General features: G+C 72.4%; 16 protein-coding genes. 12 read left to right on the forward strand and 4 right to left on the reverse strand.

Annotated elements, in window-relative coordinates; genetic code table 11:
* Nucleotides 1-4 precede the first annotated feature (4 nt).
* Entirely contained in the window at nt 5-673 is a 669-nt protein-coding gene (locus OJ997_RS21020) for a response regulator transcription factor (protein WP_270027195.1), read from the reverse strand.
* Between the two features lie 20 nt (nt 674-693).
* On the opposite strand from OJ997_RS21020, the gene OJ997_RS21025 reads away from it, so the two are divergent.
* Both OJ997_RS21025 and OJ997_RS21030 read left to right on the forward strand, forming a co-directional pair.
* Nucleotides 694-1,740, forward strand: a complete 1,047-nt coding sequence (locus OJ997_RS21025) for a histidine kinase (protein WP_270027196.1) — start codon at nt 694-696, stop codon at nt 1,738-1,740.
* Between the two features lie 19 nt (nt 1,741-1,759).
* The gene (locus tag OJ997_RS21030) at nt 1,760-2,344 is read left to right on the forward strand and encodes an NADPH-dependent FMN reductase (RefSeq protein ID WP_270027197.1); all 585 of its coding nucleotides are present in this window, start codon (nt 1,760-1,762) and stop codon (nt 2,342-2,344) included.
* Here the strand turns inward: OJ997_RS21030 and OJ997_RS21035 are convergent.
* Nucleotides 2,254-3,381 (reverse strand): FUSC family protein, encoded by a 1,128-nt coding sequence (locus OJ997_RS21035; RefSeq protein WP_270027198.1) that lies wholly within the window; start codon nt 3,379-3,381, stop codon nt 2,254-2,256. The genes OJ997_RS21030 and OJ997_RS21035 overlap by 91 nt on opposite strands.
* Before the next feature lie 46 nt (nt 3,382-3,427).
* On the opposite strand from OJ997_RS21035, the gene OJ997_RS21040 reads away from it, so the two are divergent.
* The 5 genes from OJ997_RS21040 to OJ997_RS21060 are packed head-to-tail and all read left to right on the forward strand — an operon-like array spanning nt 3,428 to nt 9,715.
* Nucleotides 3,428-4,141 (forward strand): amidohydrolase family protein, encoded by a 714-nt coding sequence (locus tag OJ997_RS21040; protein ID WP_270027199.1) that lies wholly within the window; start codon nt 3,428-3,430, stop codon nt 4,139-4,141.
* The gene (locus OJ997_RS21045; RefSeq protein WP_270027200.1) at nt 4,131-4,565 is read left to right on the forward strand and encodes a GNAT family N-acetyltransferase; all 435 of its coding nucleotides are present in this window, start codon (nt 4,131-4,133) and stop codon (nt 4,563-4,565) included. The genes OJ997_RS21040 and OJ997_RS21045 overlap by 11 nt, the downstream gene beginning before the upstream one ends.
* Nucleotides 4,562-6,838 (forward strand): xanthine dehydrogenase family protein molybdopterin-binding subunit, encoded by a 2,277-nt coding sequence (locus OJ997_RS21050; RefSeq protein WP_270027201.1) that lies wholly within the window; start codon nt 4,562-4,564, stop codon nt 6,836-6,838. The genes OJ997_RS21045 and OJ997_RS21050 overlap by 4 nt, the downstream gene beginning before the upstream one ends.
* Before the next feature lie 7 nt (nt 6,839-6,845).
* Nucleotides 6,846-8,282, forward strand: coding sequence for a hypothetical protein (locus tag OJ997_RS21055; protein ID WP_270027202.1), 1,437 nt, complete (start codon nt 6,846-6,848; stop codon nt 8,280-8,282).
* Nucleotides 8,279-9,715, forward strand: coding sequence for a hypothetical protein (locus OJ997_RS21060; protein WP_270027203.1), 1,437 nt, complete (start codon nt 8,279-8,281; stop codon nt 9,713-9,715). Before OJ997_RS21055 ends, OJ997_RS21060 begins: the two co-directional genes overlap by 4 nt.
* Before the next feature lie 24 nt (nt 9,716-9,739).
* On the opposite strand, the gene OJ997_RS21065 is transcribed toward OJ997_RS21060, so the two are convergent.
* Together OJ997_RS21065 and OJ997_RS21070 are read right to left on the reverse strand one after the other, a co-directional pair.
* Entirely contained in the window at nt 9,740-11,203 is a 1,464-nt protein-coding gene (locus OJ997_RS21065) for a WS/DGAT/MGAT family O-acyltransferase (RefSeq protein ID WP_270027204.1), read from the reverse strand.
* A 10-nt stretch (nt 11,204-11,213) separates the two neighbouring features.
* Nucleotides 11,214-12,431 carry a MopE-related protein gene (locus tag OJ997_RS21070; RefSeq protein WP_270027205.1) on the reverse strand — a complete coding sequence of 406 codons (1,218 nt, stop codon included), beginning with the start codon at nt 12,429-12,431 and terminating at the stop codon, nt 11,214-11,216.
* A gap of 81 nt (nt 12,432-12,512) precedes the next feature.
* Between OJ997_RS21070 and OJ997_RS21075 the strand changes: the two genes are divergently transcribed.
* The 5 genes from OJ997_RS21075 to OJ997_RS21095 form a co-directional block, all read left to right on the forward strand.
* A complete protein-coding gene (locus tag OJ997_RS21075; protein WP_270027206.1) occupies nt 12,513-13,751 on the forward strand; it encodes an NAD(P)/FAD-dependent oxidoreductase in 1,239 nt (412 codons plus the stop codon).
* Entirely contained in the window at nt 13,751-14,338 is a 588-nt protein-coding gene (locus OJ997_RS21080) for a DUF1365 domain-containing protein (protein WP_270027207.1), read from the forward strand. Before OJ997_RS21075 ends, OJ997_RS21080 begins: the two co-directional genes overlap by 1 nt.
* The gene (locus OJ997_RS21085) at nt 14,338-15,576 is read left to right on the forward strand and encodes an SAM-dependent methyltransferase (protein ID WP_270027208.1); all 1,239 of its coding nucleotides are present in this window, start codon (nt 14,338-14,340) and stop codon (nt 15,574-15,576) included. Before OJ997_RS21080 ends, OJ997_RS21085 begins: the two co-directional genes overlap by 1 nt.
* The gene (locus OJ997_RS21090) at nt 15,573-15,923 is read left to right on the forward strand and encodes a hypothetical protein (protein WP_270027209.1); all 351 of its coding nucleotides are present in this window, start codon (nt 15,573-15,575) and stop codon (nt 15,921-15,923) included. Before OJ997_RS21085 ends, OJ997_RS21090 begins: the two co-directional genes overlap by 4 nt.
* Nucleotides 15,920-16,134 (forward strand): alpha/beta fold hydrolase (locus OJ997_RS21095; RefSeq protein ID WP_270027210.1); only part of this gene is annotated, 215 nt, incomplete at its 3' end. The genes OJ997_RS21090 and OJ997_RS21095, both read left to right, overlap by 4 nt.

Genomic DNA, 16,134 nt, shown 5'->3' on the forward strand with positions numbered 1-16,134 from the left:
CGGCTCAGGCGGCGAAGCGGTAGCCCACACCCGGATCGGTGTGCAGATAGCGCGCGCCGATCTTGCGCCGCAGGTTGGACATGTGCACCCGCAGCACCTGCACGTCGTCGGCGTACTCCGGGCCCCAGACCTCGACCAGCAGCGCGCGGTGGGTGAGGAGCCGGCCCCGGTTCTTGGCCAGGGTGCGCAGCAGGTTGAACTCGATCGGCGTGAGGTGCACGCCCGCGCCGTCGACCGCGACCGTGTGCGCGGCGAGGTCGATCCGCAGGCCGTCGGCCTCGATCACCGGCTCCGCGACGCCCGGGTCGGCGCGGCGCAGCGCGGCCTGCAGGCGAGCGACCAGCTCACGCGGACCGAACGGCTTGGTCACGTAGTCGTCGGCGCCCGCCGCAAGGGCGCGGACCTTCTCGTCCTCCTCGCCGACCGCGCTGAGCACGATGATCGGGATCTGCGTCCAGGTGCGCAGCTCGCGCGTGACCTCGACGCCGTCACGGTCGGGCAGGACGAGGTCGACGATCGCCGCCGCGGGTGGCTTCAGCGCCGCCTGGTCGAGCGCCTCCTCGGCCGTCGCGGCCTGCAGCACCTCGAAGCCCGCCTCGCGCAGGATGATGCGCAGGGCGCGCAGGATCTGGGGCTCGTCGTCGACGACGAGCACGCGCGGGCGGTCGTTCATGGCAGGCTGAGAGCCTACGCATGGCGGGCCACTACAAGATCTTCCTGGGCATGGCGGCGGGCGTCGGCAAGACGTACCGGATGCTGTCGGAGGCCCAGGCGCAGGCCGAGTCGGGCCGCGACGTCGTCGTCGGGCTGCTCGAGACGCACAACCGCGCGGAGACGCAGCGGATGGCCGAAGGGCTGGAGCTGCTCCCGCGCCGGCGCGTCGCCTACCGCGACGTCCAGCTGGAGGAGATGGACCTGCCGGGCATCCTGGCCCGCGCCCCGGAGCTGTGCCTGATCGACGAGCTCGCGCACACGAACGCGCCCGGCGTCGAGCACCCGAAGCGCTACGACGACATCGCCGACGTGCGCGCCGCGGGCATCGACGTGTACTCCACCGTCAACGTCCAGCACCTGGAGTCCTTGAACGACCAGGTGGCCGAGCTCACGGGCGTGCGCGTGCGCGAGACCGTGCCCGACGACGAGCTGGCCAAGGCCGACGAGATCGTGCTGATCGACCTGCCGCCCGAGGACCTGGTCCGGCGCCTGCGCGACGGCAAGGTCTACGACGCCGGCCGCGTGCCCGCCGCGCTCAACGGCTTCTTCCGGGTCGAGAACCTGCGCGCGCTGCGCGAGGTCGCGCTGCGGCAGGTGGCCGAGACGGTCGAGGCGCGACGCGTGGACGCGCCGCCGATCGCCGAGCGGCTGCTGGCGTTCGTCTCCCTTGACGAGGCGGGAGAGCGGGTCGTGCGCCGCGCCGCCCGGTCGGCCGCGCGGCTCGGCGCGACGCTCGACGTGCTCGTCGTCCGCGACCCCGAGTCCGAGGCGTCGGCGGACCAGCGCGCCCGGCTGGAGGCGCTGCGCCGGCTCGCGGCGATGGTCGGCGCGCACCTGCTCGTCGACGAGGGCGAGGAGATCGCGGTGCTGCAGCGCGTCGCCCGCGAGCGCGGCACGACCTACGTGCTCGTCGGCCCGCCCGAGCCGCGGCGCGGGCTCAGCCGCTTCGCCGAGCCGCAGATCGTCAGGATCCTGAATGCGCTCCCGAACGTGGACGTCCGGATCGTGGCGCGTCGAGAGGCATGACCGCGGGCAGGCTGAACCCATGTCGCAACTGCAAGTGATCCTCGCCAGCACCCGCCCAGGACGCGTCGGGCTGCCGGTGTTCAACTGGTTCAACGCCCACGCGGAACGCCACGGCGCGTTCGAGGTCGACCCGGTCGACCTCGCGGAGCTGGCGCTGCCGTTCATGGACGAGCCCAAGCACCCGCGGTTGCAGCAGTACGAGCATCAGCACACGAAGGACTGGAGCGCGCGCGTGGACGCCGCGGACGCGTTCGTCTTCGTCACGCCCGAGTACAACCACAGCTTCAACGCGCCGCTCAAGAACGCCATCGACTTCCTGCACACCGAGTGGGCGCACAAGCCGGTCGGCTTCGTCAGCTACGGCGGGATCGCGGCGGGCACCCGCGCGATGCAGGCGCTCAAGCCGGTGGTCGGCGCGCTGCGGATGACCGCGGTCGTGGAGGCCGTGAACATCCCGTTCGTCGCCCAGTTCGTCGGCGAGGACGGCGAGTTCCGCCCGAACGACGTGCTCGATCAGGCGGCGGACGCCATGCTCTCGGAGCTCTCGCGCGTGGAGGCGGCGCTGCGCTCGCTGCGGGTGAGCGCGACGACCTCGGCCGGCTGAGCGGGCAGCGCCAGCAGGATCTCTTCGGTCGGCAGCTCGTCCGGTGCGCCGGCGACGAGCTCGGCGGCGCGCATCAGGTCCACGGCGGTGGAGCGGACGCTCTCGCCGAGCGCGTCGGTCGCCGCTCCGGCGGCGGCGCGGGCGGCGTGCTCACGGGCGTCGGCCGCGCGAGCGGGGTCGTCGAACGCGGCGGCGAGATCCCAGACCGCGCGCGCCAGGTCGGTGACCGAGGCGGCGACGCCGGTCGGCGCGTGGCCGGACCGCAGGGCGCGGTGCGCGTGGCGGGCGAGCACGCGGGTGTTGCGGACGGCGAGATCGATCTGCTCGAAGGAGCGGCTGTAGCGCTCGACCGGCTCGCGCTCGGCGAACCGGGTCGGCGCCGTGCGGACGGTCTCGCGGCCCATCTCCAGCGCGTCGTCGAGCGCGTCCAGCAGCGCGTCGATGGCGCGGGCCTGGACCAGCGCGGACTCGGCCTTGTCGGCGTCGCCGGCGGCGAGCGCGGCCGCGACCCGCTCGAGCGACTGGCCGAGCGCGGCCATGACCGCCTGTCCGGCACGGCCGACGTGCAGGATCGCCTTGGGCGGGAAGATGACGACGATGGCGAGCGCCACGACGCCGCCGATGACCGCTTCGAAGATGCGGTTCGGCGCGTTCGTGCCGCCGATCATCAGGAGCAGCATCGCCGAGACGGCGGCCTCGCCGATCACGAGGTCGGAGCCGTTGAACAGCACGCCGACCGACATCGCGGCGATCACGAGCAGCGCGAGCTGCCACGGGCCGGTGCCGATCAGGTGCACGAGCACGGCGGACAACGTCAGGCCGAGCACGACGCCCGCGATCAGATGCAGCGCGCGCTGGCCGTGCTGGCCGTGCGTGGCGCCGATCGCGATCACGGTCGCGATGCACGCGAACACCGGCTCGGGGTCCGGCAGCAGCCAGACGCAGAGGTACCAGGCGGTCAGCGCGGCGAGCGCGGTCTGACCGATCGCAAGCGAGCGGGAGCGGAGTCGGCGGTGGGCGAGGCGGAGCGCAGTCATACGAAGTACCTACGTTGTATCTCGGCAGCCTGCGACGCTTCCTCAAGTGCGGGTCTTCGACACACATCTTCACATCGTCGATCCGCGTTTCCCGCTCGTGGAGAACCAGGGGTTCCTGCCCGAGCCGTTCACGGTCGACGACTACCGCGCGCGGTTCGAAGCCGCGGGCGGCGCCGTGGTCTCCGGCTCCTTCCAGGCCTACGACCAGGGGTACCTGATCGACGCCCTGGAGCGGCTCGGGCCGACGTTCGTGGGCGTCGCCCAGGTACCGCCGGGGATCACCGAGGACGAGGTGCGCACGCTGCACAGCGCCGGTGTGCGCGCGTTTCGCGCCAACCTGCACCGGAACACGGCGCCCACGGGCCTCGTGGAGATGGCCCGGCGACTCGACGCACTGGTCGGTTGGCACCTCGAGGTCTACGGCGACCCGCGTGCGCTTCCGCGCGGCCTGAACCCGGAGCGCCTCGTCATCGACCACCTCGGGCTGACCGCCGACGCGCTTCCGGCGCTCCTGGAGCTGGTCGCGTGCGGCGCCCGCGTGAAAGCGACGCGCTTCGGTGCGCTGACGCTGGACGTGCCGGCGACGCTGCGCGCGATCGTCGCCGTCAACCCGGCCGCGCTGCTGTTCGGCACCGACCTCCCCGGCACGCGCTCGCCACGGCCGTTCGTGGACGCCGACCTGGAGCTGGTGGCCGAGCTCGGCGGTGAGCGCGCCCTGTGGGACAACGCGGCGGCGCTATATCTCCCGGATGGTCCGTGAGATCGAACCGGGTGAGTCCCACCTCGCCGCCGCCGCGCTGATCGAGCTGCGGCCGCACTTCCAGACCGTCGAGGCGCTCGCCGCGCGGATCGACGAGCAGCGCGCGAACGGCTACCGGAGCGTCGTGGACCTCGTCGGCGACGAGGCGGCGGCAGTCGGCGGGTTCCGCGTGCTCGAGACGACGTTCGCGGGCCGGATGCTCTACGTCGACGACCTCGTCACGCGCGCCGCCTACCGCGGCAAGGGGCACGCCAACCGCGTCTTCGCCTGGATCGAGGAGGAGGCGCTGCGCCTCGGCTGCGACCAGCTGCACCTGGACTCCGGCGTCGGCCCGGAGCGCGAGGACGCGCACCGCTTCTACTTCAACCACGGGATGCGAATCGCCTCCTACCACTTCGCTCGGCCATTAGTGTCCGCCGGATGATCGGGACGGCGCGGCGCCGGCGCGACGGCGAGGCGAAGGTACGCGGCGCGACGCGCTTCGTGGGGGACATGCCGGCACACGGGCTGCTGCACGCCCGGCCGGTGCTGGCGGCGGAGGCGCACGCGCGGATCATCGGCATCGATACGGAAGCGGCCCGCGCGCAACCCGGCGTCGTCGCGGTGCTCACGCACGCCGACCTGCCGCTGGCCGGCGGCTCGGGGCGCGCCGCGGAGCCGCTCGCGCGCGAGGAGATCGTCTGGGCGGGCCAGCCCGTCGCGCTGGTGATCGCCGAGAGCGAGGCGGCCGCGGAGGACGGCGCGGCGCTCGTCGACGTCGACACGGAGTGGCTCGAGCCGGTGCTGGACCTGGATGCCGCGCTCGCCGACGGCGCCCCGCCCGCCCGCATCTCCGCCCGGGCCGGCGACGACGACAGCGCCGCGGACGCCCACGGGGGCGGCGGCGACGAGGCGCGCGGCGGCGACGGCGATCACGGCGGCGCCGCGGCCTCGCCGAACATCGCCGTGCGCCAGCGCCTCCAGGCCGGCGACGTCGAAGCCGGCCTCGCGGCCGCCGACCACGTCGTGCGCGGCCGGTTCCGGACGAGCTGGGTCCACCAGGCCTACCTCGAGCCGCAGTCCACGCTCGCGTGGGTCGAGCCCGACGGCACGCTGGTCGTGCACTCGAGCACGCAGGGCGCGTTCATGACGCGCCAGGGCCTCGCCAACACGTTCGGGCTGGCGATGGAGAAGGTCCGCGTCCAGGCCGCGCCGCTCGGCGGCGCGTTCGGCGGCAAGCTGATGATCGCCGAGCCGCTCGCGGCCGCCGCGGCGCTCGTCCTCCGCCGCCCGGTGCGGATCGTCTTCAGCCGCACGGAGGAGTTCTCGGCGGGCAACCCGGCGCCGGGGCAGCTGCTCGAGCTCGAGCTGGGCGCGACCGCCGACGGGGCACTCACCGCCATCCGCGGCCGCGTCGTCGGCGACCGCGGCGGGCTCGGCGACATGGGCGTCGAAGCGCTGAGCGCGCTGCTGTCCGCCGGCCCGTACCGCTGGCCCGCGCACGACCTGACCGCGCTCGGCGTCACCACCAACCGCGTCAGCCCCGGCGCCTACCGCGCGCCCGGCGCGCCGCCCGCGGCGTTCGCGGTCGAGACGCTGCTCGACGAGCTGGCGGACGAACTCGACCTGGACCCGATCGAGCTGCGGCTCAAGAACGTGCTCGTCGCCGGCGACAAAGGCCTGGACGGCCAGGAGATCAAGGTCTTCGGCGCCCGCGAGTGCCTCGAGCGCGTCCGCGAGCACCCGCTCTACGCCCAGCGGCACACGCTCCCGGCCGACGAGGGCGTCGGCCTCGCGCTCGGCTTCTGGCCCGGCGGCCTGGAGCCCGCCGGCGCGATCTGCAAGCTGGACTCCGACGGCCGCCTCACGGTCGTCACGGCCGCGGCGGACATGAGCGGGATCGAGAACGCGTTCATCGCGATCGCGGCGGAGGCCTTCGGCCTGCCCGAGGAGCAGGTGCGCGTCGTCACCGGCGACACGGGCTCGGCGCCCTACGGCGGCGTGGCCGGCGGCTCGAAGGTCACGTACACGTACGGGCGCGCGGTCGAGCGCGCGGCGGAGGAGGCCAAGCAGCGCCTGCTCGACGTGGCCGCCTCCGAGCTGGAGATCGCCCCCGAGGACCTGGAGGTCGCCGACGGTGAGGTCCGTCCGCTCGGCGCACCCGGCCGCGCCGTCGCGATCGCCGACCTCGCGGCCAAGGTCTATACCTTCGCCGGCCGGCACCGCCCGATCGAGGGCTACGGCTCGACCGCCCAGGTGAGCCGCGCGCCCGGCGCCGCCGCGCACCTCAGCCACGTCAAGGTGGACCGCGAGACCGGCGAGGTCCGCCTGCTCGCCCACGTGATCGCCCAGGACGTCGGCAGGGCGCTCAACCCCGCGCTCGTCGAGGGTCAGATGCACGGCGGCACCGCGCAGGGCATCGGCTGGGCGCTGCTCGAGGAGCTCGCGCACACCGACGAAGGCCAGCTCCAGGGCGGCACGTTCGCCGAGTACGCGCTGCCGAGCACGGACCAGGTCCCGCCGATCGAGACCCTGCTGGTCGAGGTCCCCGCCCCCGACGGCCCGTTCGGCGCCAAGGGCGTGGGAGAGCCGCCCGTGTGCGGTGTCCCGGCCGCGATCGCGAACGGCATCGCGGCCGCCACCGACATCCGTCTTGGCGTGTTGCCGATGACTCCCGCGCGGGTATGGGCGGAACTCCAGAGTGCCACCGTTGTTTGATACGCCTGTGAAGTCCCGCCTGCTGATCCTCGCCGCGCTGCTCGTCGTCGCGCTCCCGACCGCCACCGCCCACGCCGTAGAGCCAAACGGCTCGTTCATCCGGACCACGAACAACGGCTGGACGTACCGCGTGATCGGCGGCTCCGCCCTGCGCATCACGAATTGCACCAACCTCAACGCGTGTGAGGGGCGCGTCGACGTCCCGAGCTTGGCGGGCTATCGCCAGTATCCGGTGGACGGCTCGATGGTCCGCAACGTCGACGACACCGGCGTCTACCGCTTCGTCAACGGCACGCCGCTGTGGGTCTCCAAGTGCACGTACGCCGCGTGCACGCCGCGGTTCGACGTGACCGACAGCTCGATGCGCGACCCCGCGCACACGCGGACGATCGTCCCCGACGGCACCGTGATCCGCAACGGCGAGGACGGCGGCTTCTACCGGTTCGCCGGCGGCGCGCCGCTGTTCGTCCGCTGCGACATGGGCGCCGGCTGCGCGGGCTCACCGATCCTGTTCGACAACGGGACGCTGTCCAAGCTCGGCACCTACTCGCCGGAAGTGCCGCGCATGCGCCAGTTCCCGGCCAACGGCGCCGTCGTCTACAACGGCGACGACAACGCCCACTACCGGATCGCGGGCGGCGCGCCGCTGCTGATCGCCGCGCCCGCGAGCGGCGCGAAGCAGATCATCGACTCGCGCACGCTCGTCCAGCAGGGCACGGCCACCACGGCGCTCCCGCACCTGAAGGCGTATCCCGACGACAACACGTTCCTCACCGCGGGCGGCGGGTTCTGGCGCGTCGCGGGCGGCGCCGCCGTGCAGCTGACCAACTGCGCCGTGCTCGGCAACTGCGCGGGCGCGGTGCCGGTGGATCCGGCCACGATCAGCGGGCTGGCCGGCGGTCGGCTGCTCGCGGTGCCCAGGGACGGCACGGTGCTGCGCGGCATCCCGTCGAACGTCCTGTGGGAGATCGTCAGCGGGCAGCGGCGCCAGACGTACGTCAACGTCCCCGGTGTCTCGGTGGACGACGGCGCGGTCGGCCTCATCCCGGTCCCGGCCGGCCCGCAGCCGGTGGTGCTGCCGCCGAGCTTCAAGCCCGTGATCTCGAGCGGCTACAAGGTCTACCGCCGCTACACGCGCTTCACGTCGCTGAAGGTGCGCGACGCCCCGGCGGGCGCGGTGATCACCGTCAGCTGCTCGGGCAAGAAGAAGGGCTGCCCGTTCAAGAAGCAGAAGTACTACCGGCTCACGGGCAGCTCGCTGAACATCCAGGCGCGCTGGTTCAAGAAGGCGAAGCTCAAGAACAAGGCGACGGTGGTCGTGCGCGTCTCCAGCCCGGGCGGGGAGCGCAAGCAGATGGAGTTCAAGATCCGGTCCCGCAAGCTCCCGGTCCGCACGACGCGCTGCGCGGCCGCCGGCGGCAAGCTCGGGAAGTGCGCGGCATGATCCGGGCAGCGATCATCGCGCTCGCGCTGGCGCTCGTGGCGCCCGCGGTCGCCCAGGCCGACGGTGAGTTCGTGCAGGTCAGCGGCGATCCGAGTGGCAAGGTCTACCGAATCGTCGGCAGCGCGCCCCTGTGGATCGGCCCCGGGGTGTGTGCGGCCACCAACGGCTGCCAGGGGCTCGCCCAGGTGAACGACCTGAGCGCCTACCGGACGTACCCGGCCGACGGCGCGCTCACCCACGGCGGCAGTGACGGCGCCACGTACGGCACCTACCGCTGGGCGGGCGGGGCGCCGCTGTGGATCTCCAGCTGCGGCTACGGCCCCGGCTGCGCCGCGCAGATCCTGGTCGACGACGTCGCCTACGGGGACTCGCCGCACGTGCGCCAGTTCCCGGTCGACGGCACCGTGGTCCGCAACGTCACCGACGGCGCGGCCTACCGGTTCGCCGGCGGGGCCCCGCTGCTCGTGCGCTGCGACCTCGGCCCGGGCTGCGCCGACCCGACGCAGGTCGACGGGGGCACCTTCGAGCGGCTCGGGTCCTTCAACGGGCCCAAGCACATGCGCTCGTTCCCGGTCGACGGCACGACCGTGCAGAACGTCGAGGACGGTGCCTACTACCGCTTCGCGGGCAACGCCGCGCTGCCGTTGTCGGGCTGCGCCGGCTGCACGGCCGTGATGATCGACGGCCTCACCCTCCGGCTTGCGGGCACCGGCACCCCGGCCCAGCCGCACATCGCCGCCGCGCCGGCCGAGGGCACCTTCCTGCGGGCCGGCGACGCCTACTACCGCGTCGCCGGCGGCGCGGCCATCCAACTCTTCGACTGCAGCGTGCTGGGCGGCTGCCCGGGCGCCGTCGCGGTGGACGCGGGCACGATCTCCGGCCTCGCCGGCGGTCGGCTGCTCGCCACGCCGAAGGACGGGACCGTCCTGCGTGGGCTGCCGTCCAAGCGGACGTGGGAGATCGTCGGAGGCAAGAAGCGCGAGACGTTCATCGCGGGCATCGGCGGCATCGAGCTCGACGACGCCGCGATCGACCGCATCGCCGTGGACGCCCCGCCGCCGGCGCCGCCCGTGCCGTTCAAGCCGGTGATCTCCAGCGGCTACAAGGTCTACCGCACCTACACGCGCTTCACGTCGCTGAAGGTCCGCGACGCGCTTCCGGGCTCGGTCATCACCGTCAGCTGCGAGGGCAAGCGCAAGGGCTGCCCCTTCAAGAAGCAGAAGTACTACCGCCTAAAGGGCACGTCGCTGAACGTCTACTCGCGCTGGTTCAAGAAGGCCAAGCTCAAGTCCGGGGCGACGGTCACCGTCCGCGTCTCCGCGCCGACCGGCGCCCGCAAGCAGATGGTGTTCAAGATCCGCTCGCGCAAGCTCCCGGTCCGCACGACCCGCTGCTCCTCGCCGGGCGCGAAGCTGGGCCGCTGCGCAAGTTAAACGTCCAGGACGTTTAACCGAGCCTTAGGCGCGTTTTAGGTTCTCGAGCTCCTGGAGGGCGTGCGACGCGCCCTCCAGGAAGGACCAGGCGTCGTCGATCTGCTCGCGGTCGCCGACGATCCCGAAGTCCACGCGGTTCTTGTACGAGACGACCGTGATGTTGAGGCCGACACCGTCGACGATCACGCTCAGCGGGTAGTTCGCGGTCAGCTCGGCACCCGCGCAGTAGAGCGAGCTGCGCGGGCCGGGGACGTTGGAGATCACGAGGTTCAGCGGCGGGCGGGTGCGGCTGAGGATGTCGACCGTGTTGCGCGCCGCCAGCGACGCGACCGCGGGCGGGATGAACGCCGTGGCGTCGGTCAGCAGCGAGGCGGGCAGCGCGCTGTGGCGCTCCTTCGCGCTGCGCAGCAGCTCGTGGGTCCGGCGCAGCCGCTCGGCGGGGTCGGGCTCGTTGGTCGGGATCGGCACGACCATCATCGAGATCCGGTTGCCCCAGGTGCCGCGCTCGTCCCGGCGGCGGACGGACATCGGGATCATCGCCACGAGCGGGTCCTCGGGCAGCGCGTCGCGCTCCTGCAGCCACTCGCGCACCGCGCCCGCGCACAGCGTGACGACGACGTCGTTGACGGTGACGCCGAAGTCGCGCCGGATCTGGCGCACGGAGTCGAGCGAGAGCGAGCCGAACGCGAAGCGCCGGTGCGCGGAGACCGGTCCGTTGAACGGCGTCTTGGGCGGCCGCGCCTTCGTCACCTCGAGGATGTCCGTGGACTCGTCGGAGCCCAGCGTCCGGCGCACGCGCGAGTAGACGTGCGAGAGCGTCGGCAGGCCCGGCAGCGCGTTCGCCCCCGGCAGGTCGGTGAAGCCCGCGACCGTGGTCGGGAGCGACCGGATGGCGCGCAGCGGCTGGCGTGGGAGCCCGCGCAGGCCCCGCAGCAGCATCGCCCGGTCACGCGGGAGCGGGGCGGGGGCGGGCGGCGAGGCGGGCTTCGGATCGACGACGCGCCCCGTCGGCTCGGGGTCGAGCACGACGCCCATGATCTCGTTCCCGCTCAGGCCGTCGACGACGGAGTGGTGGATCTTCGTCAGCAGCGCGACACGGCCGTCCTCGAGCCCGTGGATGACGTAGATCTCCCAGAGCGGGCGGCCGCGGTCGAGCGGGCGCCCGAACACGCGCTGGACGGTCTCGGCCAGCTGCCGGTCGTCGCCCGGCGCGGGCAGCGCGGTCTCGCGGACGTGGAACTCCAGGTCGAAGTCCGGGTCCTCGACCCAGTAGGGAAGGTCCAGCCCGAGCGGCACCTGGACCAAGCGCCAGCGCAGCGGCGGCAGCAGGTGCAGCCGGGACTCGAGCAGCGCCTTGACCTCGGGGCCGCCGAGCTTGCCGCCCGGCGCGCCGGACGGGTCGTAGATCCCCAGGAAGGCGACGTGCCCGTAGATCCGCGCCGATTCGACGTTGAGGAACTGCGCGTCGAGGCTGCTCAGCTGCCGCACGCGGCGGAGCTTACGCGCAAGTTCGCGTCGGCTTCGCCGCGCTGGGCGGCATGCACAGATAGGCGGTGAGCGGTGTGCGCTTCTTGCGCATCGTGTAGCGCGCCACCTTGGTGATGTAGCCGGGCACGATCACACGGATCTCGACGGTGGTCCCGACGCGCAGCTTCGCCCTGCGGAAGTACTGCCTGCGCAGGTCCAGCGTGCCCCCGCGGGCCGTGAACCGGCGCACGGAGAACGGACAGCCGCGCTTGGCGCAGCGCACCTCGACCCGCGCGCCCATCGGGACGCCCTTGATCTTCAGCGACGTGACCCGCGTCGTCTTGGTGCTCGCCACCCACTGGCTCGAGAACGCGGCGTTCACCAGCGGTAGCGCATCGGCGCCGTCGCAGTTCTCGTCGACGCCGTTGGCCGGGATGTCGGTCGCGCCCGGCCTGATGGCCGTGGACCGGTCGTTGCAGTCGGTGTCCTCGAGCACGCCGTCGCCGTCGCGATCGGCGAGCGTGAGCGTGATCGCCGCGGTCGCGGTCGCGAAGTTGCCGACCCGGTCGACCGCCCGGGCGATGAGCGTGTGCGAGCCCGCCGGGACCTCCTCGGCCGGGACGCTGAGCTTGAACGTGCGGCCGTCCGCCTCCGGGGCGGCGACCGTGAACGTCTTGCCGCCGACGCTGAACTCGACGCGCAGGATCGCGCGGTTGTCGGTGGCGTCGACGGACACCTCCAGCTTCCCCGACCGGTTGACCGCGGCGGGGATGCTCGTGAAGCCGACGTTCGGCGGCACCGACGGCAGGACCGTGTAGTCCAGGTAGACCTCGCTGCCCGCGACCCAGTACTCGCCCTCGGCCACCAGCTGGAAATGCTCGCGGTACACCGTCTGCGTTCCGACGTTGGCCGGGGCCTGGATCGCGAACCCGAAGCGCGCCCGCTGGCCGTTGAGCACGGCCTGGACGGGCAGCCTGGCCGGCCGTCGCAGCTCGTACCACGACGGGTGGTAGAACGGCGAGTCCCGCTCGTACGGGCCCGCGATCCCCAGCTTGAGGTTGCGCACGTCCCACGCTGCGCCGCTGTTCTCGAACTCGAAGAACTGCCCGCCGGCGACCTCGCCGCTCTCCAGCGTCAGGTAGCAGCACTGGTCCTTGAACACGGCGGCGTACGGGTTCTGGGCGTGCGCCGGAGCGGCGAAGAGAGCGCACAGGAGCAATGCTCCGAGAAGGCGGGCAACGACTGACATCGCAGGCCAGTGTGCCGATCTCGATCGCGAATCGCCACTGAGAAATGATCCGAGTGGCGGTTGCCGCGCGAACTACAAGCGATGAGGATCGCGATCGTCGGCGCCGGCATCTCGGGCCTGGCCACGGCTCACCTGCTCCACGGCGAGCACGACGTCACCGTGTTCGAGGCGGGCGAGCACGCGGGCGGTCACGCCAACACCGTCCGTGTGGACACCGAGGACGCCACCCATCACGTGGACACCGGCTTCATCGTCTTCAACGACCGCAACTACCCGTACTTCGAGCGTCTGCTGGAGCGGCTGAAGGTCAGCGCACAGCCGTCGAACATGAGCTTCGGCGTCTCCGACGGCGGCGACTTCGAGTACACGGGCTCCTCGGCGAACGGTCTGTTCGCCAAGCGCGCCCACCTGGTCACGCCGTGGTTCCACCGCATGGTCTTCGACCTGGTGAAGTTCAACCGCAACGCCCGCACGCTGCTGGCGACCGGCGGCGAAGGCCCGTCGCTCGGGCACTGGCTGGAGGAGGGCGACTACTCCAAGCCGTTCGTAGAGCGGCTGATCGTGCCGCAGGCGTCCGCCGTGTGGTCGGCGGACCCGCGCCAGATGTGGACGTTCCCGGCACGGTTCCTGGTCGAGTTCTTCGACAACCACGGGATGCTCGGCTTCGCGAAGCGCCCGCAGTGGCGGACCGTCGTCGGCGGTTCGCGCTCGTACGTGGACGCGATCACCGCGCCGTTGACGATGCGCCTGGCGACGCCGGTGACCGCGATCACGCGCGACGAGGACGGCGTGACCGTCACGCCGCGCGGCGGTGAGCCCGAGCGCTTCGACGAGGTCGTGATCGCGACCCACTCCGATCAGGCGCTGCACATGCTCGGCGACGACGCGACCGACCGCGAGCACGAGATCCTCGGCGCGATCCCGTACCAGCCCAACGAGGCGGTCCTGCACACGGACACGCGGCTGCTGCCGCGGCGCAAGCGGGCGTGGGCGAGCTGGAACTACCACCTGCTGCCCGAGCCGACCGGGATGACGACGGTCACCTACCACATGAACCGCCTGCAGGCGCTCACCGCCGACCGCGAGTTCTGCGTGACCCTGAATCGTTCGAACGCGATCGATCCGGGGAAGGTCCTGCGCACGTTCTCCTATGCGCACCCCGTCTTCACCGCCGCCGGCGCCCGCGCCCAGGCCCGCCACCACGAGATCAGCGGCGTCAACCGCACGCACTACGCGGGCGCGTACTGGCGCTGGGGCTTCCACGAGGACGGCGTCGTGAGCGGCGCGCGCGTCGCCGAGCACTTCGGGGCGCGCCTGTGATGTACGCGGGCACCATCCGCCACCGCCGGTTCGCTCCGGCCTCGCACGCCTTCAAGTACCGGCTCGCGATGGCGTGGCGGGACCTGGGGGAGGGCCGGCGCGGCTTCCTCTCCCGGCGCGAGGTGCTCGAGCTCGTCGGCGAGCCGTTCGACGGCGAGATCCGGCTGCTCTCGTACCCGTTCGGCTTCAACCCGGTGGCCTTCTATTACGGCTACGAGGGCGAAGCGGTGCGCTGGATCGTCGCCCAGGTCACGAACACGCCGTGGGGCGAGCAGCACAGCTACGTGCTCGGCGCCCGCGGCGGCTCGTTCGAGAAGGAGTTCCACGTCTCGCCGTTCATGGCGATGGACCACACCTACTTCGTCCGCGCGGCCGAGCCCGGCGAGACGCTCTCGATGCACATCGAGTCGCGTCGCGACGGCGAGCTCGCGTTCGACGCGACGTTGAACCTGCGACGGCGCCCGCGGCGCTGGAGCGCGTTGATCGCCTCCACGCTGCGCACGCTGCCGCTCATCTACGCGCACGGCGTGGCCTTGAAGCTCAAGGGCGTGCCGCATCATCCCCACCCTCGTACGGAGACTTCTTGATGATCGAACGTGTTGCCCGCAGGCTCGTCGTCGCGCTGCTGGAGCGCATCGAGTCCGGCCAGCTGACCCTGGTGGAGGGCGGCGCGCGCCGCGTGTTCGGGTCGGGCTCCCCACAGGCCACCGTGGTCGTCCACGACCCGTCGGTGTGGCCGGCGCTGGCCCGCGGTGGCAAGGGCTTCGCCCAGACCTTCGTGGCCGGCAAGTGGGATTCGCCGGACGTGACCGCGGTGGTCGAGGTCGCGGCCCGCAACCTCGGCGGGATCGACGCCATCCGCCGCGCCCTGACGCCCGTCCGCGAGCCGTGGCAGCGAGGCCGCTCCTTCCTCGTCCGCAATACGCCGCTGCGCTCACGCGAGGACATCGCCGCGCACTACGACCTCGGCAACGACCTGTTCGAGCTGATGCTCGACGAGACGATGATGTACTCGGCGGCGATCTTCGAGCGGCGCGACATGTCGCTCGCGGAAGCGTCCCGGGCCAAGCTGGACCGGATCTGCGACAAGCTCGACATCCAGCCGTCGGACCACGTGCTGGAGATCGGCACGGGCTGGGGCGGGTTCGCCGTGCACGCGGCCTCCACGCGCGGGTGCCGCGTGACGACCACGACGCTCTCGCGCGAGCAGCGGGACCTGGCGCTGGCGCGCGTGCGCGAGGCCGGGCTCGAGGACCGCGTGACCGTGCTGCTCAACGACTACCGCGAGCTCGAAGGCCAGTACGACAAGCTCGTCTCGATCGAGATGATCGAGGCGGTCGGCTGGAAGGACTTCGGCACGTTCTTCGAGCGTTGCGCGGCGCTGATCCGGCCCGAGGGCGCGATGGCGCTGCAGGCGATCACGATCGACGACCGGCTCTACGACGTCGAGAAGGCGCAGCGGTCGTTCATGAACTCGCTGATCTTCCCGAACGGCTGCCTGCCGTCGGTCGAGGTGATCGCGCGCAGCGTCGCGCGCGACAGCGACTTCCGCATGGTCGACCTCGAGGACATCACGCCGCACTACGCGGAGACGCTGCGCCGCTGGCGCGCGAACGTGGACGCGACCGAGGACCGGATCCAGGCCCTCGGCTACGACGAGCGCTTCCTGCGCCTGTGGCGGCTCTACCTGAGCTTCTGCGAGGCGGGGTTCACGGAACGGAGGATCGGCAGCGTGCAGATCGTGTTGGCCAAGCCGCGCTGGCGCGGGCAGATCGCGACGGCCGAGGCGGTCACGTCGCCGAGCGCCGTGGGGGTGGCGGTATGAAGCGCGCGGCGATCGGGATCCTCGGGTTCCGCGTGCTGTACGGCGCGGGGCTGCTGCTCGCGCCCGACAAGATCACCAAGTCCTGGCTCGGGCCGCTCGACGACCCGGCGCGCGTCGCGCTGCGAGCGCTCGGGGCGCGCGAGATCGTCCTGCACGCGCTGGCGATCGGCGCGGTCCTCGACGACAAGCCGCTCAAGCCGCTGCTGGCGGCGAGCATCGCGGGTGACGTGAGCGACGTCGTCTCGACGGTGCTCGGCAAGTCCGGGCTGCCGGACGGGGCCGCGCCCAAGACGGCCGCGGTCGCCGGCGGCTCCGCGGTGCTGACCGCGCTGCTGCTTCGCGCGTGACGCTGGTCCTGCTCCACGCGCTGGGGACCGACCGGCACATGTGGGACTCGGTCCTCCCGTACCTCGACGACGACGTGCTCGCCCTCGACATGCCGGGCTTCGGCGACGCGCCACCGCTCGCGGCGACGACGGGGCCGGGCGCCGAGAACGGCCGCGGCGTCGTAGGTGCTCTGCAGGAACGCGAGCGCGGCGGCGTCGGGGTCGGGCGCGG

The organism is Solirubrobacter phytolaccae (genome assembly GCF_027587195.1).
In the GTDB taxonomy this organism is placed as follows: Bacteria; Actinomycetota; Thermoleophilia; order Solirubrobacterales; family Solirubrobacteraceae; genus Solirubrobacter; species Solirubrobacter phytolaccae.

Coding starts and splice junctions, on each gene's coding strand:
- OJ997_RS21020 (WP_270027195.1), bottom strand. CDS start 673: ATGAACGACCGCCCGCGCGTGCTCGTCGTCGACGACGAGCCCCAGATC.
- OJ997_RS21025 (WP_270027196.1), top strand. CDS start 694: ATGGCGGGCCACTACAAGATCTTCCTGGGCATGGCGGCGGGCGTCGGC.
- OJ997_RS21030 (WP_270027197.1), top strand. CDS start 1,760: ATGTCGCAACTGCAAGTGATCCTCGCCAGCACCCGCCCAGGACGCGTC.
- OJ997_RS21035 (WP_270027198.1), bottom strand. CDS start 3,381: ATGACTGCGCTCCGCCTCGCCCACCGCCGACTCCGCTCCCGCTCGCTT.
- OJ997_RS21045 (WP_270027200.1), top strand. CDS start 4,131: ATGGTCCGTGAGATCGAACCGGGTGAGTCCCACCTCGCCGCCGCCGCG.
- OJ997_RS21050 (WP_270027201.1), top strand. CDS start 4,562: ATGATCGGGACGGCGCGGCGCCGGCGCGACGGCGAGGCGAAGGTACGC.
- OJ997_RS21060 (WP_270027203.1), top strand. CDS start 8,279: ATGATCCGGGCAGCGATCATCGCGCTCGCGCTGGCGCTCGTGGCGCCC.
- OJ997_RS21070 (WP_270027205.1), bottom strand. CDS start 12,431: ATGTCAGTCGTTGCCCGCCTTCTCGGAGCATTGCTCCTGTGCGCTCTC.
- OJ997_RS21075 (WP_270027206.1), top strand. CDS start 12,513: ATGAGGATCGCGATCGTCGGCGCCGGCATCTCGGGCCTGGCCACGGCT.
- OJ997_RS21080 (WP_270027207.1), top strand. CDS start 13,751: ATGTACGCGGGCACCATCCGCCACCGCCGGTTCGCTCCGGCCTCGCAC.
- OJ997_RS21085 (WP_270027208.1), top strand. CDS start 14,338: ATGATCGAACGTGTTGCCCGCAGGCTCGTCGTCGCGCTGCTGGAGCGC.
- OJ997_RS21090 (WP_270027209.1), top strand. CDS start 15,573: ATGAAGCGCGCGGCGATCGGGATCCTCGGGTTCCGCGTGCTGTACGGC.